We start from the raw sequence: 18,798 nt of genomic DNA on the forward strand, positions 1-18,798 counted from the left end.
TATAGTAAATAAAAATAAAAATGGAGGATGTAAGAAATGAAAGTGTTGCATATTAATGCTGGTGCAGAAGAAGGTGGGGGGAAAACACATATTATTTCACTCTTATCTCAGTTTCCACAAAAAGAAGTGGAATTAATGGTATTTGAAGAAGGGGCGATTGCTAGAGAAGCGAGGAACCTTGGTATTCAAGTACATGTTTTTACTCAGTCATCTCGGTACGACCTATCAATTCTTTCAAAAATAAAATCATTTATTAATGAAAATCAATTTGACATTGTGCATACACATGGCGCACGAGCGAATTTCTACCTCTCCCTCTTGAAAAAAGGTATAAAAGCGAAATGGATAATGACCGTTCATAGTGATCCAACCTTAGATTTTATGAAGGGGGGATTAAAAGGATGGGTATTTACGAAATTAAATTTACGTTCTTTCAAGAAGGTAGATTTGTTTTTTGCAATTACGGAAAACTTTAAGGAAAATATAATAAAGCTTGGGGTATCAGAAGAGAAAATTTGTACCATTTATAATGGAATTGAGTATGATAATATTCCAGCAAAGGCTTATGATAAGAGTGAATTTGGTATCGATGAAGGAGTATTTACAGCGATCCAAGTAGCTCGTCTTCATCCTGTTAAAGGACATAGTATTTTATTTGAAGCGTTACAAAAAATTAAAATCCAAAATATAAAGATACTTTTGCTTGGTGATGGACCTATAGAAGCAGAATTAAAAGCGATGGTGAAACAAAAAAACTTAGAGGATAAGGTGATTTTTCTAGGTTTTCGTACAGATTCAAAAGAATTATATGCATCTGCACACATTAATTTGTTAACTTCTTATAGTGAAAGTTTCCCTCTTGTTTTATTAGAAGCAGCTAATCAACGCTTAACATCTATTGCAACAAATGTGGGGGATATGAGAAAGCTAATAGTTGATGATACATATGGATGGATTGTACCGATTGGTGATGCAGATTCGTTAGCAAAATCATTAGAAAATGCTTATGAAAAGTGGTTGAAGGGGGAATTAGAAGAGATGGGAAATCGTTTATATGATTACGCATCTACTCATTTCTCGCTAAAGAATTTGTATGAGGATACTCGTAGTGCATATAAAAAACTTTTATTGAAATAGAGAGGATATTTAATTATGGCAGTACAAACAGTTGATATTCTAGGCGTTCCTTTCTCTACAATGACAATGGATGAAACAGTCCAATATTTAAAGGAACAACTAGAATCGGAGCAAAATGATACCTTTCAGGTAGTAACAGCGAATCCTGAAATTGTTATGTGTGCAAAAAAGGATGAAAAGTTCCATAAAACATTATTAAATACAGATTTAATTACACCTGATGGTATTGGGGTTGTAAAAGCAAGTGGTATGCTTGGTACACCTGTAAAAGAGCGTGTAGCAGGTTTTGATTTAATGTGTAATTTGTTTGCGAAGTTATCAGAAGAGAATAAACCAGTATCCGTTTTCTTATTAGGAGCAAAACCACATGTTGTACAAGCTGCAGCGGATCATTTAAAGAAGACATATTCAGCTGTATCTATTGTTGGTACGCAAGATGGGTATTTTAAGCAAGAAGAAGAAGAGAATATCGTTTCTCGTATTCAAGAAGCAAAACCAGATCTACTACTTGTTGCACTTGGTTTCCCAAGACAAGAGAACTTTATCCAAAACAATAAGCATCGTTTAGAAACGAAAATGGCTGTTGGAGTAGGTGGAAGTTTAGACGTATGGGCGGGAGAGGTAAAACGCGCACCAAAGTGGATTCAAGCGATTCATTTAGAGTGGTTTTACAGGTTATGTAGTAATCCAACACGCTGGCGTCGTCAGTTAGTATTAGCGGAATTTTTAAAAGAAGTAATGCGTTCAAAAAAGTAGCGAAATCTCGCTACTTTTTTTTGTTGATTTTTGATAAATATTTTAAATTTTGGGAATGATGAAGGAGAATTTTTTACACGAAAGTATTTTACTTATGTAATTCACACATGTAAAATGATGTGTAAAGACACCTGTGTGAGGAGGACTTCTTGTGGGCAAGGTAAAAGAAATTTCGAAGCGAAAGCTACTTGGCATAGCGGGGCTTGGATGGCTATTTGATGCAATGGATGTTGGAATGCTTTCATTTGTAATGGTGGCACTCCAAAAAGATTGGGGATTAAGTACGCAAGAAATGGGATGGATAGGTAGTATTAATTCAATTGGTATGGCAGTAGGAGCGCTCCTTTTTGGGATACTATCGGATAAAATAGGCCGAAAATCAGTCTTTATTATTACATTATTACTATTTTCTATCGGTAGTGGTTTAACTGCTTTAACGACGACACTCGCGATGTTCCTCGTTTTAAGATTTTTAATTGGTATGGGGCTTGGAGGTGAGCTTCCGGTTGCCTCTACACTAGTATCAGAGAGTGTTGAAGCACATGAACGAGGTAAAATAGTTGTGCTATTAGAAAGTTTTTGGGCAGGTGGATGGCTAATTGCAGCTCTTATCTCATATTTCGTTATTCCGAAATATGGTTGGGAAGTTGCGATGGTGTTGAGTGCGGTTCCGGCACTATATGCTTTATATTTAAGATGGAATTTACTAGATTCTCCGAGATTTGAAAAGGTCGAACAAAGACCGTCTGTTATCGAAAATATAAAGTCAGTTTGGTCTGGAGAATATCGTAAAGCTACAATTATGTTATGGATTTTATGGTTTTGTGTTGTCTTTTCCTATTATGGAATGTTCCTTTGGTTACCTAGTGTAATGGTATTAAAAGGATTTAGTTTAATAAAAAGTTTCCAGTACGTACTTATTATGACATTAGCTCAACTTCCAGGGTATTTCACAGCCGCTTGGTTTATTGAACGCCTTGGGCGAAAGTTTGTTTTAGTTACGTATTTAACCGGTACAGCGTGCAGTGCCTACTTGTTTGGAGTTGCAGATTCATTAATAGTTTTGATCGTGGCAGGCATGTTACTATCCTTCTTTAATTTAGGTGCCTGGGGGGCATTATACGCTTATACACCTGAACAGTATCCGACAGCTATTCGTGGTACAGGTGCAGGAATGGCGGCCGCATTTGGTCGTATTGGTGGTATTATTGGCCCGTTATTAGTAGGCTATTTAGTTGCTGCACAAGCTTCACTTTCGCTAATATTTACGATCTTCTGTGGATCAATTTTAATTGGAGCACTTGCTGTAGTTATACTTGGGCAAGAAACAAAGCAACGAGAATTAGCGTAAAAGGAAAGGGGGGACCGAGGTGGTTTCCTTTTTTCTGTTTTTTTAGATAAATAATGGTATAGTAAGAAAAAGGGATTATTTCTTATTAAAGAGAATGTATACAACAGGACATACGGACAAAGGAATTAGGTGGTTGGATAAATGAAAATTTTACTTATCATGGAAGAGGCAGAAGAGCGAAGGAAATTAGTTGAGAACTTTACTGAGAATATTCGAAATATAGAATGTTTTGAAGCGAATACAGGAACAGAATCTTTGTTAATAATGAAAAAACATACACCAGATTTTGTTTTTTTAAGTTCGCAATTAATAGATGGTACTGGTTTTGAATATGCGAGTTTATTACGAGAAGTAAATTGCTATACGAAATTTATTTTTATGGGTGAGGATATAGAAGAATCCATTACAGCATTTCGTTTTCAGGCATTTTATTATTTATTACGACCATTTCGTGAAGAAGATTTACAATTTCTTTTATATAGAATGGGTAAAGAGCAAGGAGAGAGATCAAAGAGTTATTTGCGAAAACTACCGATAGAAGGTCAAGAGGGAATTAGATATGTTTTCCCAGAAGATATTGTATATGTGAGTAAAAATAAGGAGAATAAGACGGTTTCAATTTATACAACAAATAATCAGTATATTTCAACATATACACTTCAGGAATTGGAAAATAAACTAAATGTATATGATTTTTTACGTGTGCATAAAAGCTATTTAATTAATATGTCATATGTACAAGAACTGAAACCATATTATAACGGCACGTATAATTTATATTTAGACAGGTATGATGAGCAACCGATTCCAGTCAGCCGTAATTATGTAAAGCGCCTTCGAAATAAAATTGAATTATAGTAGGTAATGAGAGTATTTTAACATGATAAACTAAAAATCCTTCATGATAAGGAGGATTCAACTTAAATATTCAGAAAATTTAGTACAATCTCCACTAAGAAGTAGTATTGGGGGGATTGTATGTGAAGACGTTGAAGTCGATTTTACTTTGGGGGGTTATTACGGCAGTAGGAGCAGGTGCTTTTGGTGTAATAGCTTTATCACAAGGTGAAACTATTAATGCTGTGTGGCTCTTAGTAGCTGCAGTATGTGTGTATGCAGTTGCTTATCGATTTTATAGTAGATTTATAGCGAGAAAGGTTTTTGATTTAGATAATAATCGGCAAACGCCAGCCCATACATTGAATGATGGAAAAGATTATGTTCCGACAAATAAGTGGGTATTATTCGGGCATCACTTTGCAGCAATTGCTGGGGCAGGGCCTTTAGTAGGACCTATTTTGGCAGCACAGATGGGATATTTACCAGGGACAATTTGGATTATTGTCGGGGTAGTGGTCGCTGGAGCTGTACAAGATTTTGTAATTTTATTTGCTTCGATGAGACGTAATGGTAAATCGTTAGGTGAAATGATTAAAGATGAGATAGGCCCTGTGACTGGGCTCATTGCCATGATAGGTATTTTAGGCATTATGATTATTTTATTAGCAGTATTAGCATTAGTTGTAGTAAAGGCACTTATCGGAAGCCCTTGGGGAATGTTTACGATAGCGGCAACGATTCCTATCGCTATTTTAATGGGAGTATACATGCGCTACATTAGACCTGGCCGGGTTGGTGAAGGATCGGTAATTGGTATTATTCTACTTATTCTATCTCTTATTGGAGGTCAGTATGTAGCTGAAAACCCAACGCTTGCAAGTATGTTTACGTTTAGTGGTGAAACAATTGCTATTATGCTTATCGTATATGGATTTATTGCATCGGCATTACCAGTTTGGATGCTTTTGGCACCGCGTGATTATTTAAGTACATTTTTAAAAGTAGGGACAATTGTTGGATTGGCAATCGGTATTTTAATTGTAGCACCAGATTTACAAATGCCAGCAGTTTCAAAATTTATCGATGGAACAGGCCCTGTTTTCTCAGGTAACTTATTCCCGTTCTTATTTATTACGATTGCCTGTGGGGCGGTGTCTGGATTCCATGCGCTTGTTTCATCTGGTACGACGCCAAAAATGATTGAGCAAGAGGGGCATGCACAGCCAATCGGTTATGGAGCAATGTTGATGGAGTCGTTTGTAGCAGCAATGGCTATGATTGCGGCTTGTGTATTAACACCAGGAACTTATTTTGCAATTAACAGTCCGGCAGCACTTATCGGTACGGATGTATCTCAGGCGGCCCAAGTTATTTCTTCATGGGGATTTGCTATTACACCAAATGAATTAAAAGATCTTGCTGTAAACGTTGGAGAACAAACGATTTTATCACGTACAGGTGGCGCACCAACGTTAGCGATAGGTATGGCATATATTTTCTCACAAGTAATAGGTGGGACCGCAATGATGGCATTTTGGTATCATTTTGCCATTCTTTTTGAAGCACTATTTATTTTAACAACGATTGATGCAGGAACGCGTGTCGGTCGCTTTATGATTCAAGATATTTTAGGACATGTATATAAGCCGTTTGCGAAAACAGATTCTACATTAGCGAATGTAATAGCTACAACGTTATGTGTATTAGGTTGGGGATATTTCTTATACCAAGGAGTAATAGATCCACTTGGTGGAATTAATACATTATGGCCATTGTTCGGTATTGCAAACCAAATGTTAGCGGGTATTGCATTATTACTTGGGACGACAATTTTATTCAAAATGGGGAAAAAGGTGTATGTTTGGGTGACACTTATCCCGACTGTCGGATTGTTAATTGTAACAATGACAGCTGGTTATCAAAAGCTATTTCATGAAAATCCAAAAATAGGATTTCTATCTCATGCAAAGGTGTTTCAGGGAGCATTAGATGAGGGGAAAGTGTTAGCTCCAGCTAAAAATGTCGCTCAAATGAAACAAATTATTTTCAATGATTATATCGATGCCGCACTTTGTGGGATTTTTATGATAGTTGTAATCGCCGTATTAATTTCTGCAATTCGAATTTGGATTCAAGTATTAAGAAATAAGCCGATGCCGTTAAAAGAGTCACCATATATTCCTAGGGATGAAAGTGAGTCGAGGAATTATGCTTAAAAAACTACGGCAAGTATGGGGTAAAAGGAAACAGTTTATTAGTTTACTTGTAGGGGTACCAAGTTATGAAGCATATGTGGAGCATATGAAAAAGCATCATCCAGAAGAAGAGATTGTATGTCAGAAGCAATTTTTCGCTGAGGCGCAAGAAGCTAGATTTAATGCGAAAGGCGGCAAGATATCACGTTGTTGTTAATAAAAAAGGGACGAATCTTCGTCCTTTTTTATTTTTTGCTGTTTCACGTGGAACAGCAAAAATAAATAAAAAGCTTTGGGAATTATAGGGAGTTCGTATACAATAAAGTAAGGAAAGGGATAGACGAAAAAGTAGGGAGATTATTTTATGTTAAGGGATTTATTTGTAAACACAACAATCATTCTTTCCTTTATCTTTATTGGAGGTCAGCTTTTAAGAGATAGTCCATTAAAAGAAGGATTCTCTTTCTGGCAGAAATGTGTAGTAGGTATTTTTACTGGAATATTAGGTATATTACTAATGCATTTTGGTGTACATATTGAAGATATTATGTTGGATCTACGCTATCTAGCTGTTATTTTAGCAATTATAGTTGGAGGCCCGATAGCTAGTAGTATAACAGTTATTATGATTTTAATTACAAGGATAGTTTTTACTGAGTACTCTTTAGCCTCTGAATTGGCTTGCTATACAATTGTATTAAGTGGAATTGGTGTTATCTTTATTGCAAGAATGCAAATTTCCATTATGTTAAAGTTGATATGGTTACACGTATACTGCCTTTCTATTTTAGTAGTACCGATGTATATATTATTTAACGATATATCTGTAGTTGTACTGTATTTAATTTCAAGTATTACTACAGGCTACATAACATTCGTAAGTGCAAACTATGTTTTACAATCCAATGAGCTATTTCAAACGATGAAGCAATACGCAACGATAGACGCATTGACAGGTTTAGGAAACGTAAGGCAGTTTGATCTAGAGATGAATCATCATATTGGTAATAAACACATGGAAAATGATTCACTTTGTTTACTACTTATAGATATTGATCACTTTAAGTATGTAAATGATACGTATGGGCATCCTGCAGGAGACGAAGTGTTAAAACAAATAGGGTGTATTTTAAGAGGAATTTCAACATTTCCGGATTTGGTTTTTCGAAAGGGTGGAGAGGAATTTGCACTTTTGATACCGCAGAGGGGACTATCTTATGGTATTCATCTTGGGGAACAAATCCGTATAGCTGTTGAAAAACATTCATTTCAATTGTTAGATGGAACGAAAATAAAAATCACAGTGTCGGTAGGGATTTCAGAGTATAAAGGATCACAGGAACAGCTTATTCAAGCGGCTGATGACGCGTTATATTACTCAAAAAGAAATGGTAGAAATCAGGTCAATTCTGCATCTTAAAGGTAAGATGACCAGAAGATGTAAAGTTTATTAAAAAAACACCCACAGAGGGAACGTATTAGCTCTGCGGGTGTTTTTATTTATACGCTAGACAAGCTCTTTCGGTGCAACGAATTTACGATATGCACCATGATGAGTTGGTCCTACGTATTCGTTAATCTTGAATGAGTAACGAATAGCAGCTGTGATAAATTCTTTAGCAGTTTTTACTGCTTCTTTCACAGATTTTCCTTTTGCAAGTTCTGCTGTAATTGCAGCAGAATATGTACAACCAGCGCCGTGTGTGTTTGTAGTATCAATTTTTTCTGATTCTAGAAGATCGAATGTTTCTCCGTCATATAGGACGTCGATTGCAGTTTCTGTACCTAGTTTACTACCGCCTTTAATTAGGACGTATTTAGCACCTAAAGCGTGGATTTTCTTCGCTGCTTCTTTCATGTCCTCAAGAGAATTAATTTTCACGCCGCTTAATTGGTAAGCCTCAAATAAGTTTGGTGTTACAACTAATGCTTTTGGAACTAAAACGTCACGTAAGCAATCATTCGTTTCAGGATGTAATGCTTCATCTGCGCCTTTACATACCATAACAGGATCAACTACTACGTTTTTAAAATTATGCTTTTCAATTGTTTCTGCAACCATTTCAATAATTTCTACTGATCCAAGCATACCCGTTTTTAAAGCATCTACGCCAACACCTTCAATTGTTGTTTCTAATTGTGGTTTTAATGTAGAAGCTGGGATTGGGAATACGTTATGTGCCCAACCGTTATGTGGATCCATCGTTACGATCGTCGTAAGAGATGTCATTCCATATACGCCAAGTTCTTGGAATGTTTTTAAATCTGCTTGTATACCAGCACCGCCACTTGTATCAGAACCAGCGATAGTAAGTGCTTTATTTAATGTCATTATGAAATCCCCCTCAAGTGATATAATGAAAACTATGTTTTCACCATTATATCAATGTTACGAATAAGTACAAAGTGAAAAGTAGATGATTTACTTTAGAGGCGATTTAAAATCTTGTATGTAGGAGATTGAGCATGTTTCGAGATAATCGTACAAATGAATTAGTTATATTAAAAGAAATTGCAGAAACACTAAATACATCAAATGATACATATCATGTATTGCAAGCGGTGCTAGAAAAATTGCTAAGTGTAACAGGTTTGACGACAGGATGGATTTTTCTTGCGGATGAAAATGGGAAGTATACGAAGTTGATCGATTACCAGTTACCAGAGGCGCTGACATATGAAAACAAACGCCCGATGTGTGAAGGTGAATGTTGGTGTTTACGTGGATTTGTAGATGGGAAATTAGAACGAGCTGTTAACATTATTGAATGTAAAAGAATTAATAATGCAATTGAATACAATTGGGGAGATACAGAAGGAATTCTTCATCATGCTACAGTTCCTTTAAAAGCAGGAGGAGAAAAGTTTGGCTTATTAAATGTAGCGAGTCCAGGTAAAACACATTTTTCAGAAGAAGAATTAGTATTGCTCCAATCCGTTGCTTTCCAAATTGGGACGGCTTTAAAACGAACGAAATTATATGAAAATGAAAAACGAAGAGCACATTATTATGTGAAATTGGAACGTTTTATTCAAGATTTAAAAACAATTCATAGGTTTAATGTATTACCTGAAAAAGTTGTAAATCACGTAGGTGAAGTATTTCAATGGAATCAAGTGGCGTTTTTTATTAGAGAAGAAAAAGAATTATCTTTGCGAGCGTCTTTTAGTCCGGAAGAGTTACAAGAAGATGTAAAAGAAGCGGCAAAGAAGGCGCTAGTAAAAGGTGAATCGGTTCTTTTAAAACGTCAAATTGGTCATAATGTACATCTAAATGGAGCTGTTATTGCTACGCCAATACATATTCAAAGCCATGTATTTGGTGTTTTATGTGTAAGTTTAAATAATGGAGAATTTGATGTGAATACAATAGATGTAATCCAAGCGCTATCGAATCATATTTCGCTAATAATAGAGAATTTAAGATTAAACGAGCAGCGTCGTGAACTTGTACGAATGGAAGAAAGAAATCGATTAGCAAGAGATTTACATGATTCTGTTTCACAGAAATTATTTTCATTAACCTTTATGACAAAAGGTGCTGAGGCAGTTTTAAAAGGTCAAAACGAAAAAGTGGATCGATCTTTGCATGACATGCGTGAACTAGCGCAAGGGGCATTAAAAGAAATGAGGACATTAATTTGGCAGCTTCGTCCGGCAGGATTAGAAAAAGGATTATTACCTGCTCTAAAGCAGTACGGTGAAAACTTAGGATTGAAAATTAGGGAGCAAGTTACCGGTGTTCGTGACTTACCTCGTGTGGTAGAAGAGGCATTATGGCGCATTGGACAAGAAGCGTTAAACAATGTAAGTAAGCATGCAGGTGTAAAAGAAGCGACGGTTTATTTTACAGTGACTGAGAAAAATGTATCATTAGAAATAGTTGATCAAGGAAATGGCTTTGTAGAAAAAGATATAAAAGAGAAAAAATCACTCGGTATGACTACGATGCGTGAAAGAGTGGAATTAGTTAGTGGAACAATTAAAGTTGTAAGTAGCAAGAAACGAACGAGCATAAAAGTAAATGTACCATTATGATGTGAAAATGAGGGAAGTTTGTGAAAATAAAAGTATTGTTAGTTGATGATCATACAGTCGTTTTAAAAGGGTTAGCATTTTTCTTGAGTACACAGGAAGATTTAGAGTTAGTTGGAGAAGCAAATAATGGGAAAGAAGCATTAGTGAAAGTAGGAGAAACAAATCCTGATGTTGTACTAATGGATTTATATATGCCTGAAATGGATGGCGTTGAGGCGACAGCTTGTATAAAAAATGAATATCCAGATGTGAAAGTAATCGTATTAACTAGCTTTTCTGATCAGGCACATGTTTTACCAGCATTAAAAGCAGGAGCAAGTGGTTATATTTTAAAAGATGTAGAACCGGATCAACTTGTTGAAGCTATTAGAAGCGCATATAAAGGTAATATTCAATTACATCCCGATATTGCGAGCACCCTTATCTCTCAAACATTGCCTCAAGAAGAGAGGGCAGAGGAACATTTCGTTCATGTAGATGTATTGACAGCAAGAGAAAACGAAGTGTTACAACTATTAGCAAAAGGGATGAGCAATAAAGAAATTGCCTCTGTTTTAGTTATTACAGAAAAAACGGTTAAAGCACACGTAAGTAGTATTTTGAGTAAATTAAACTTATCTGATCGCACGCAAGCAGCATTATATGCAGTGAAAAATGGGATTGTATAAGACGAAAGTCGTAAGACCTAGTTCGCCTTTAGGAGGTGGACTTTTTTTATGGAAAAATACGTCTATGTGAGGACGAAATTGTCTTGATATAAAGATAAAATATGTTTGTAAGCAACAAAACAACAATTACAAGGGATACCTTTTTTAAAAACATATAACAACGTAAGAGTGAGTATTAGGAGGAAGAAATAATGGCAACAGTTTTATTCGTAAAAGCAAACAATCGTCCAGCGGAACAAGCAGTTAGTGTGAAATTATATGAGGCATTTTTAGCAAACTATAAAGAAGCACATCCAAATGATACAGTAGTAGAACTTGATTTATATAAAGAAGAATTACCATATGTAGGCGTAGACATGATTAATGGTACATTCAAAGCAGGTAAAGGATTTGATTTAACGGAAGAGGAAGCAAAGGCAGTAGCAGTTGCTGATAAGTACTTAAATCAATTTTTAGAAGCTGATAAAGTTGTTTTCGGTTTCCCATTATGGAACTTAACGATTCCAGCAGTATTGCACACGTATATTGATTATTTAAACCGTGCTGGTAAAACGTTTAAATATACACCAGAAGGTCCAGTTGGACTTATTGGAGATAAAAAAATCGCATTATTAAACGCACGCGGTGGCGTATATTCTGAAGGTCCAGCGGCTGAAGTAGAAATGGCTGTTAAATATGTAGCAAGTATGATGGGCTTCTTCGGTGCAACAAACATGGAAACAGTGGTTATTGAAGGACATAACCAATTCCCAGATAAAGCAGAAGAAATCATTACTGCGGGTCTTGAAGAAGCAGCTAAAGTAGCAAGCAAATTTTAATTGAAATTATAATCGCCACTCAAAGAAACAGCATTAACATAAACGTTAATGCTGTTTCTTTATATTTTTAACTCATCAGCAAGTTTTTCTAATTGACTTCGATCTTGTATATAATATGTTCGGCCTTCTTTTTTTAAATAATTTTGCTGGCAAAACTGGTTTAATACGTATAAAAGGTGACGATAACTGACGTTTAAGTATTCTGAGGCTTCGGTATGTTTTTCGGTATAGCAATTATTTTGTTCTGTTAATAGAACAAACGCCGCTAATCGATTTTCGAACGGATAACTATTGTTTTTTGCATAACTTTCTGTTCGGGCAATTGTTTTTTCGCCAATGAATTTGCATAGTTTCTGTAAAAAGGTAGCATCTTGCAATAAAAGATGCTGACAATCTTTAAGAGGAAGTGCTAAGTAAATACAATCATCGATTACCTCAACTGCTTTAGTAAAGGATTCTACACCAATTAATCCTAATTCTCCAATGAACGAAGGTGCTTGAATAAAGTTAATTAATGAAACCTTTCCGTTTTTATGACTCATATATATTTTTGCTTTCCCAGAAATTAAATAATAAAGATAAGGGAAATCACCCCCTTCAGTACATATCTTTTCTTTCTTTTGAAAGGAATGTAGCTCAGCATACGGTAAGACATCAAAAGAAAAAAGAGTGTGGAGATTGTAAGTTTGCATGTAATGAGAAATTTCTTCGTTGTTTTTGCTGACTTTCATATTTTCACCTCATATTTAGTATGAGATATCTCCTATTATTTTTACAAGAAAGAATGATACGATTTACTTAAATTTGTTTTTGTAGAAAAGAGAGGGTGAGGGGTTTATGAAAAAATATAAAACATTGTTGTTTGATGTAGATGATACACTGTTAGATTTCCAGAAGACGGAGAAAGTGGCATTACGTATGCTTTTTGAGGAGAAAGGGATTCCTCTAACTAGTGAGATTGAAGCGCGTTATAAAAAAGTTAATAAAGGTCTTTGGGATGTTTTTGAAAAAGGCGAAATCAACCGCGATGAAGTTGTAAATACACGGTTTTCCATTTTATTCAAAGAGTACGGGGAAGAAGTAGATGGGATATTATTCGAAAATAATTACCGTAGCTACTTAGAAGAAGGAAATCAACTCATACAAGGTGCATTTGAATTTATAAATCAAATTCAAAATGAGTATGATTTATATATAGTGACAAACGGCATTTCTAAGACGCAAGATAAACGTTTACGTAATGCAGGGTTACATTCATTGTTTAAAGGTATTTTTGTTTCTGAAGATACAGGTTTTCAAAAGCCGATGAAAGAGTATTTTGATTATGTTTTTGAACGGATTCCTAACTTTGCTTCTGAGGAAGGGCTTATTATTGGGGATTCATTAAGCGCCGATATTAAAGGTGGATATGTAGCGGGAATTGATACTTGTTGGTTTAATCCAGAAAAGAAATTAAATGATAGCGAGATTGTGCCAACATATGAAGTGCATAGTTTTGAAGATTTATACGCTCTATTGAAGCGGCATGTGTAACAAAAATAGGCAGTGGAATTTTTGTCCCTACTGCCTACTTTTATTAATTTGTAGTTTCGTTCCGTTTAGGAAGCGGAAATGCATTACCAATCGCTGCTGCCCCGAGCATTGGTAATAGTAAATTAAGCGGGAAAAACATAAGTAATAGCAAAGTTATAGCTATTGGCTTTCGTAACGCATAGCTCGAAATCGCTGTCGTTACGATGGCCACAGATGCTACTGGATCTATAGGAAGAATAGAAGCTATAGCGTATCCAATACTTGACCCTGAAAATATAATTGGGAAAATATGTCCACCACGCCACCCCGTATTTAAACAAACGGCAGTAATGCATAGCTTTAAAACTCCTGAAAGAAGTAGTATCCAAAAGGATAAATGCCCCCATTCAACAACTAATTCTTTTAATTGATGTTCCCCTGAAAATAATGTGTACGGAAGAAAAGTGCCTACAATTCCTAATAAAATACCACCGATAATTCCAAGTGTAATTTTGTACTTTGTAAAAGGATGAATTAACTTCTCTAATATGAATTCTAATTTGAAATAAAAGAAACCAATTATAGCACCAATACTAGCAAGCGGGAGAAATGCGATCCATTCATTGAAAGAAAGTGAACCTTCTCCAAAATCAACAATAAAGGATCCTCGATTATCGAGTTTACTCAGTAGTAAATAAACAGAAAAACCTGCAAAAGTAGTAGTTAAGTATACAATTGCTTTTTTTCTTTTAGAAAATTCGTTAATTTGCTCACTCTCATTTTCATTTGGGGCCAAGTAACCGAATAATGGTGCATTAAAAATGACACTTAAAGTAGCACCAATTCCAACCTCTGTTAGTTCATTCATTCCCTTTAAAGCAAATTTAAAGCGATCACCAACCCATGTGCAAAGTCCGCCAATAATTCCAACAAGTGCGGCTTCTGGACCGAGACTAGCCCCAAATATTAAGACAATAATCGCAGTTAAAGTAGCTTGATGGACAAAACGGTATTCAATCCTACCTGTTTTTTTATATTCATCCATAACCTCTGGCATAAGACGTGGATATGTACCAAAGTATTTTTGTGATAAACCAACAAGAATCCCGCCGATTGTGGTTACGCAAAGGGTGTAATAAGGGGGGGAAGAGAAAACGCTAGGTAAATAACCCCAAATAAAATGGATTCCGATATTTATCGTAACTAAAAATAGCCAGACTGTAGCGCCTACTATGGATCCTAGAAGAATGCCATATAAGACGATTATATAATGCATGTCTTTTGTATTTGTCATGTTATACCTCCGTTATGCAAGTCTTAGTAGGAAAAGGTTGCAGATGTTAGTGTGAAATGGATTGAATATGTATAGTATCTTTTTGAGAGGATTGCTTATTCAACATGTAGGGCGATTTTTTGAATTTATAGTTTAAGTTACTTATTTAATTTTATAGATTGATTTGAGTTTTTTAAAGGTCTTTTTTGAAATAGAATGGAATATATTTCTTTTGTTGCTTTCTATAAAACTGTTAACATTTATTTTAGAACATTCGGAAAAATCGATTGACATTAGGAAATTATTGCTATAAAATCAACGGTAATTGCATAGTCTTATCAAGAAAAGGTGGAGGGACAGGCCCGATGAAACCTTGGCAACAGCCGTATAACGGAATTGTGCCAAATCCTGCAGGTAATAATCCTGAGAGATAAGAAAGAGCCTTTAGAGCGTGTTTTTAAACTGCTCCTTTCTTATTTTCAGGAAAGGGGCAGTTTTTTATTTTGTATAAAAGAAAGGAGAATGAGAGATGGGAGAATCATGGGGAAAAGGAACGATTTGTGTGCAAGGTGGCTATACACCAAAGAATGGTGAACCACGTGTTTTGCCGCTTTATCAAAGTACAACGTATAAATACGATACGTCGGATGATTTAGCAGCACTATTTAATTTAGAGGCAGAAGGATATATATATACGCGTATTGGCAATCCTACTCTAGCTGCATTCGAGCAGAAGTTATCAGATTTAGAAGGCGGTGTAGGAGCGGTTGCAACAGCTTCTGGGCAGGCAGCCATTATGCTAGCAGTTTTAAATATTTGTAGTAGTGGAGATCATCTTCTTTGTTCTTCAACAGTTTATGGGGGGACGTTTAATTTATTTGGAGTAAGTTTACGTAAGCTTGGCATTGATGTTACGTTCTTTAATCCAAATTTAGCAGCAGATGAAATTGTGGCACTTGCTAATGATAAGACGAAACTCATCTATGCAGAATCGTTAGGAAATCCAGCAATGAACGTTTTAAATTTCAAAGAATTTTCAGATGCAGCCAAAGAGCTGGAAGTACCTTTTATCGTTGATAACACATTAGCGACTCCTTATTTATGCCAAGCGTTCGAACATGGAGCAAATATTATTGTTCATTCTACGACGAAATATATTGATGGGCATGCAAGCTCTTTAGGTGGCATTGTAATTGATGGAGGAAATTTTGATTGGACAAAAGGGAAATATCCTGAGCTTGTTGAACCAGATCCAAGTTATCACGGCGTAAGCTATGTTCAAAACTTTGGGGCAGCAGCTTATATTGTGAAAGCACGTGTTCAGCTGTTAAGAGACTATGGAAATTGTATGAGCCCATTCAATGCGTATATTAGCAATATTGGCTTAGAAACACTGCATTTACGAATGGAGCGTCATAGCGAAAATGCTCTCGCAGTTGCCAAGTGGCTTGCTAACCATGAACGTATTGAATGGGTGAGTTATCCGGGGTTAGATAGTAATGAAAATTACTCGTTAGCACAAAAGTATTTGAAAAAAGGTGCTAGTGGAGTTTTAACTTTCGGTATTAAAGGTGGATTAGAAGCAGCAAAAGAATTTATCGCAAATGTAAAACTAGCGACTCTCGTAACGCATGTAGCTGATGCAAGAACTTGTGTTATACATCCTGCTAGTACGACGCATAGACAATTAAGTGCTGAAGATCAGCGTTTAGCTGGTGTTACATCTGATTTAATTCGTTTATCGGTTGGTATAGAAGATGTTTCTGATATTATTGCAGATTTAGAAGCGGCATTAGTCGGAGGCAAACAACATGCCGATCATAATTGATAAAGACTTACCAGCTCGTAAAGTATTGCAAAAAGAAAATATTTTTGTAATGACGAAGGAACGAGCAGAAACACAAGATATTCGGGCATTGAAAATTGCTATATTAAATTTAATGCCAACGAAGCAAGACACAGAGGCACAATTACTTCGATTAATTGGAAATACACCATTGCAATTAGATGTTCATTTGCTTCATATGGAATCACATCTGTCTCGTAATGTAGCGCAGGACCATTTAACAAGCTTTTATAAAACGTTTCGTGATATTGAAAATGAAAAATTTGATGGACTCATTATTACAGGAGCACCAGTTGAAACTCTTTCTTTTGAAGAAGTAGATTATTGGGAAGAGCTTAAACGTATTATGGAGTATTCAAAAACGAATGTAACATCTACGCTTCATATTTGCTGGGGGGCACAGGCTGGTTTGTATCATCATTACGGCGTTCCGAAGTATCCCCTTAAGGAAAAAATGTTCGGTGTATTTGAACATGAAGTCTGTGAGCAACATGTGAAACTGTTACAGGGGTTTGATGAGTTGTTTTTTGCCCCACATTCCCGTCATACAGAAGTACGAGAGAGTGATATTAGAGGGGTGAAAGAATTAACGTTGTTAGCAAACTCTGAAGAAGCTGGTGTTCACCTTGTTATTGGGCAAGAAGGAAGGCAAGTTTTCGCCCTCGGACATAGTGAATATAGTTGTGAGACGTTAAAACAAGAATATGAACGAGATCGTGACAAAGGGTTAAATATTGACGTGCCAAAAAATTATTTTAAACATAATAATCCAGATGAAAAGCCGCTTGTTAGGTGGAGGAGTCATGGGAATTTATTATTCTCTAATTGGTTGAATTATTACGTGTATCAAGAAACCCCTTATGTATTGTAAAAAAAGATTGTGTAACACGTGGCAACGTTTTCTTTGTAAGGATTACTCTTTATTTTTCCGAATGTTCAAAATACATTGTTTTTCAGATTTTTTACTCATATAATTTCATCTAAACACAATTTTTGAGGGGTGGACAGTATTATGAAAGAAATTCAGGTTGGTCTATTAGGTCTTGGGACAGTTGGTAGCGGTGTAGTTCGTATTATTACAGATCATCAAGAGCGACTTATACACCAAGTGGGTTGTCCAGTGAAGGTAACGAAAGTATTGGTGCAAAACATTGAGAAAGAGAGAGAGGTAGAGGTACCTTCTACTCTATTAACACAAAATGCAAATGAAATTTTAGATAATCCAAATATTGATGTTGTCATCGAAGTGATGGGTGGCATTGATGATGCAAAGGCATATATTTTACAAGCTTTACAAAGTGGGAAGCACGTTGTGACTGCAAATAAAGATTTAATGGCGTTACACGGAGCGGAACTATTAGCAGTAGCAAAGGATAATAAGGCTGATTTGTTTTATGAAGCAAGTGTAGCTGGAGGAATCCCGATTTTGCGAAGCATCGTAGAAGGACTTTCTTCAGATCTTATTACGAAAGTAATGGGAATTGTAAATGGAACGACAAATTTTATTTTGACGAAAATGTCAGATGAAGGGAGAGCATATAACGACGTGTTAAAAGAAGCCCAACAACTTGGATTTGCAGAAGCAGATCCAACATCAGATGTAGAAGGTTTAGACGCGGCAAGAAAAATGACGATTTTAGCTACTCTCGGTTTCTCTACAAACGTAGAGCTTGGAGATGTGAAAGTAAAAGGAATTACTTCTATTACAGAAGAAGATATTGAATATAGTAAGAGCTTAGGTTATACAATTAAATTAATTGGTCTTGCAAAGAGAGATGGCGAAAAATTAGAGGTTACAGTTGAACCGACTTTACTTCCCAATACACATCCTCTTGCGGCAGTGCAAAATGAATATAATGCTGTGTATGTGTACGGTGAAGCGGTAGGAGAAACGATGTTTTATGGGCCGGGAGCAGGAAGCTTACCGACAGCAACAGCGGTTGTTTCGGATTTAGTTGCTGTGATGCAAAATATTAGACTAGGGGTAACAGGAAATAGTGCTGTAGTCCCGCAATATCAAAAGGTATTAAAGGAGCCAGACGAAATTGTCGTGAAAAAGTTTTTAAGACTTCATGTAAAAGACGAAATTGGTGTATTTGCAAAAATTACATCATTGTTCTCTGAGCGTGGTGTTAGCTTTGAAAAGATTATTCAAATGCCGCTCGAAGAGAAAGGGAAAGCAGAAATTGTAATTGTAACGCATCGTGCTTCTCTTGCGGATTACGAGTACATTCTACATACATTGCAAGGGTATGAAGAAATTGATTGTGTGAAAGCAAATTATCGAATTGAAGGGGATGCTAAGTAGTATCTCTTATCATAAAGTGAAACGGGGTGTCCATCCCAAGTTGATCATTAGTCTTC

The 18,798-nt window shown here is 35.9% G+C and carries 17 protein-coding genes and 1 riboswitch; of the genes, 14 read left to right on the forward strand and 3 right to left on the reverse strand.

All coding sequences use genetic code 11. From position 1 onward, the window contains the following. Positions 1-36 precede the first annotated feature (36 nt). From JDS81_RS17710 to JDS81_RS17740, 7 genes are all read left to right on the forward strand, one after another. Positions 37-1,137, forward strand: coding sequence for a glycosyltransferase family 4 protein (locus JDS81_RS17710; RefSeq protein WP_097954067.1), 1,101 nt, complete (start codon positions 37-39; stop codon positions 1,135-1,137). 15 nt (positions 1,138-1,152) lie between these two features. Beyond that, entirely contained in the window at positions 1,153-1,893 is a 741-nt protein-coding gene (locus JDS81_RS17715; RefSeq protein ID WP_000290755.1) for a WecB/TagA/CpsF family glycosyltransferase, read from the forward strand. A 151-nt stretch (positions 1,894-2,044) separates the two neighbouring features. Then, the gene (locus JDS81_RS17720) at positions 2,045-3,244 is read left to right on the forward strand and encodes an MFS transporter (RefSeq protein WP_097954068.1); all 1,200 of its coding nucleotides are present in this window, start codon (positions 2,045-2,047) and stop codon (positions 3,242-3,244) included. Between the two features lie 141 nt (positions 3,245-3,385). After that, a complete protein-coding gene (locus JDS81_RS17725) occupies positions 3,386-4,102 on the forward strand; it encodes a LytR/AlgR family response regulator transcription factor (RefSeq protein ID WP_097954069.1) in 717 nt (238 codons plus the stop codon). 122 nt (positions 4,103-4,224) lie between these two features. After that, on the forward strand, positions 4,225-6,300 hold the full coding sequence (gene cstA / locus JDS81_RS17730) for a carbon starvation protein CstA (protein WP_097954070.1): 2,076 nt from the start codon (positions 4,225-4,227) through the stop codon (positions 6,298-6,300). Next, positions 6,293-6,496, forward strand: coding sequence for a YbdD/YjiX family protein (locus JDS81_RS17735; RefSeq protein WP_000914411.1), 204 nt, complete (start codon positions 6,293-6,295; stop codon positions 6,494-6,496). The genes cstA and JDS81_RS17735 overlap by 8 nt, the downstream gene beginning before the upstream one ends. 147 nt (positions 6,497-6,643) lie before the next feature. After that, positions 6,644-7,699, forward strand: a complete 1,056-nt coding sequence (locus tag JDS81_RS17740) for a diguanylate cyclase (protein WP_000942910.1) — start codon at positions 6,644-6,646, stop codon at positions 7,697-7,699. Between the two features lie 87 nt (positions 7,700-7,786). Here JDS81_RS17740 and pdxK read toward each other — a convergent pair whose 3' ends face one another. Next, positions 7,787-8,611 (reverse strand): pyridoxine/pyridoxal/pyridoxamine kinase, encoded by an 825-nt coding sequence (gene pdxK, locus JDS81_RS17745; RefSeq protein ID WP_000174255.1) that lies wholly within the window; start codon positions 8,609-8,611, stop codon positions 7,787-7,789. 134 nt (positions 8,612-8,745) lie between these two features. On the opposite strand from pdxK, the gene JDS81_RS17750 reads away from it, so the two are divergent. The 3 genes from JDS81_RS17750 to JDS81_RS17760 all read left to right on the forward strand — a co-directional run bounded on the left by JDS81_RS17750 (position 8,746) and on the right by JDS81_RS17760 (position 11,803). Next, on the forward strand, positions 8,746-10,317 hold the full coding sequence (locus tag JDS81_RS17750) for a GAF domain-containing sensor histidine kinase (RefSeq protein WP_097954071.1): 1,572 nt from the start codon (positions 8,746-8,748) through the stop codon (positions 10,315-10,317). Positions 10,318-10,337: 20 nt separating this feature from the next. Further along, positions 10,338-10,985, forward strand: coding sequence for a response regulator (locus tag JDS81_RS17755; RefSeq protein ID WP_000695810.1), 648 nt, complete (start codon positions 10,338-10,340; stop codon positions 10,983-10,985). A gap of 191 nt (positions 10,986-11,176) precedes the next feature. After that, the gene (locus tag JDS81_RS17760; protein ID WP_000246726.1) at positions 11,177-11,803 is read left to right on the forward strand and encodes an FMN-dependent NADH-azoreductase; all 627 of its coding nucleotides are present in this window, start codon (positions 11,177-11,179) and stop codon (positions 11,801-11,803) included. A gap of 59 nt (positions 11,804-11,862) precedes the next feature. On the opposite strand, the gene JDS81_RS17765 is transcribed toward JDS81_RS17760, so the two are convergent. Further along, the gene (locus tag JDS81_RS17765) at positions 11,863-12,534 is read right to left on the reverse strand and encodes a transcriptional regulator YeiL (protein ID WP_097954072.1); all 672 of its coding nucleotides are present in this window, start codon (positions 12,532-12,534) and stop codon (positions 11,863-11,865) included. A 106-nt stretch (positions 12,535-12,640) separates the two neighbouring features. Here JDS81_RS17765 and JDS81_RS17770 point away from each other — a divergent pair, with 106 nt between their 5' ends. Then, positions 12,641-13,336 (forward strand): YjjG family noncanonical pyrimidine nucleotidase, encoded by a 696-nt coding sequence (locus tag JDS81_RS17770; RefSeq protein ID WP_097954073.1) that lies wholly within the window; start codon positions 12,641-12,643, stop codon positions 13,334-13,336. A 43-nt stretch (positions 13,337-13,379) separates the two neighbouring features. On the opposite strand, the gene JDS81_RS17775 is transcribed toward JDS81_RS17770, so the two are convergent. Next, positions 13,380-14,609, reverse strand: coding sequence for a chloride channel protein (locus JDS81_RS17775; protein WP_000185593.1), 1,230 nt, complete (start codon positions 14,607-14,609; stop codon positions 13,380-13,382). Positions 14,610-14,920: 311 nt separating this feature from the next. Beyond that, positions 14,921-15,025: riboswitch (SAM riboswitch) on the forward strand. 92 nt (positions 15,026-15,117) lie between these two features. Here JDS81_RS17775 and JDS81_RS17780 point away from each other — a divergent pair. The 3 genes from JDS81_RS17780 to JDS81_RS17790 all read left to right on the forward strand — a co-directional run bounded on the left by JDS81_RS17780 (position 15,118) and on the right by JDS81_RS17790 (position 18,742). Then, positions 15,118-16,416, forward strand: coding sequence for a bifunctional O-acetylhomoserine aminocarboxypropyltransferase/cysteine synthase (locus JDS81_RS17780; RefSeq protein WP_000504770.1), 1,299 nt, complete (start codon positions 15,118-15,120; stop codon positions 16,414-16,416). Next, positions 16,400-17,305, forward strand: coding sequence for a homoserine O-acetyltransferase MetA (gene metA / locus JDS81_RS17785; RefSeq protein ID WP_001121528.1), 906 nt, complete (start codon positions 16,400-16,402; stop codon positions 17,303-17,305). Before JDS81_RS17780 ends, metA begins: the two co-directional genes overlap by 17 nt. A gap of 141 nt (positions 17,306-17,446) precedes the next feature. Next, positions 17,447-18,742, forward strand: coding sequence for a homoserine dehydrogenase (locus JDS81_RS17790; protein ID WP_000659113.1), 1,296 nt, complete (start codon positions 17,447-17,449; stop codon positions 18,740-18,742). Positions 18,743-18,798 lie beyond the last annotated feature (56 nt).

Source organism: Bacillus cereus group sp. N31, assembly GCF_016483245.1.
Taxonomy (GTDB): domain Bacteria; phylum Bacillota; class Bacilli; order Bacillales; family Bacillaceae_G; genus Bacillus_A; species Bacillus_A toyonensis.

Coding starts and splice junctions, on each gene's coding strand:
- pdxK (WP_000174255.1), bottom strand. CDS start 8,611: ATGACATTAAATAAAGCACTTACTATCGCTGGTTCTGATACAAGTGGC.
- JDS81_RS17765 (WP_097954072.1), bottom strand. CDS start 12,534: ATGAAAGTCAGCAAAAACAACGAAGAAATTTCTCATTACATGCAAACT.
- JDS81_RS17775 (WP_000185593.1), bottom strand. CDS start 14,609: ATGACAAATACAAAAGACATGCATTATATAATCGTCTTATATGGCATT.
- metA (WP_001121528.1), top strand. CDS start 16,400: ATGCCGATCATAATTGATAAAGACTTACCAGCTCGTAAAGTATTGCAA.
- JDS81_RS17790 (WP_000659113.1), top strand. CDS start 17,447: ATGAAAGAAATTCAGGTTGGTCTATTAGGTCTTGGGACAGTTGGTAGC.
- JDS81_RS17725 (WP_097954069.1), top strand. CDS start 3,386: ATGAAAATTTTACTTATCATGGAAGAGGCAGAAGAGCGAAGGAAATTA.
- JDS81_RS17760 (WP_000246726.1), top strand. CDS start 11,177: ATGGCAACAGTTTTATTCGTAAAAGCAAACAATCGTCCAGCGGAACAA.
- JDS81_RS17740 (WP_000942910.1), top strand. CDS start 6,644: ATGTTAAGGGATTTATTTGTAAACACAACAATCATTCTTTCCTTTATC.
- JDS81_RS17715 (WP_000290755.1), top strand. CDS start 1,153: ATGGCAGTACAAACAGTTGATATTCTAGGCGTTCCTTTCTCTACAATG.
- JDS81_RS17710 (WP_097954067.1), top strand. CDS start 37: ATGAAAGTGTTGCATATTAATGCTGGTGCAGAAGAAGGTGGGGGGAAA.
- JDS81_RS17750 (WP_097954071.1), top strand. CDS start 8,746: ATGTTTCGAGATAATCGTACAAATGAATTAGTTATATTAAAAGAAATT.
- JDS81_RS17780 (WP_000504770.1), top strand. CDS start 15,118: ATGGGAGAATCATGGGGAAAAGGAACGATTTGTGTGCAAGGTGGCTAT.
- JDS81_RS17770 (WP_097954073.1), top strand. CDS start 12,641: ATGAAAAAATATAAAACATTGTTGTTTGATGTAGATGATACACTGTTA.
- JDS81_RS17735 (WP_000914411.1), top strand. CDS start 6,293: ATGCTTAAAAAACTACGGCAAGTATGGGGTAAAAGGAAACAGTTTATT.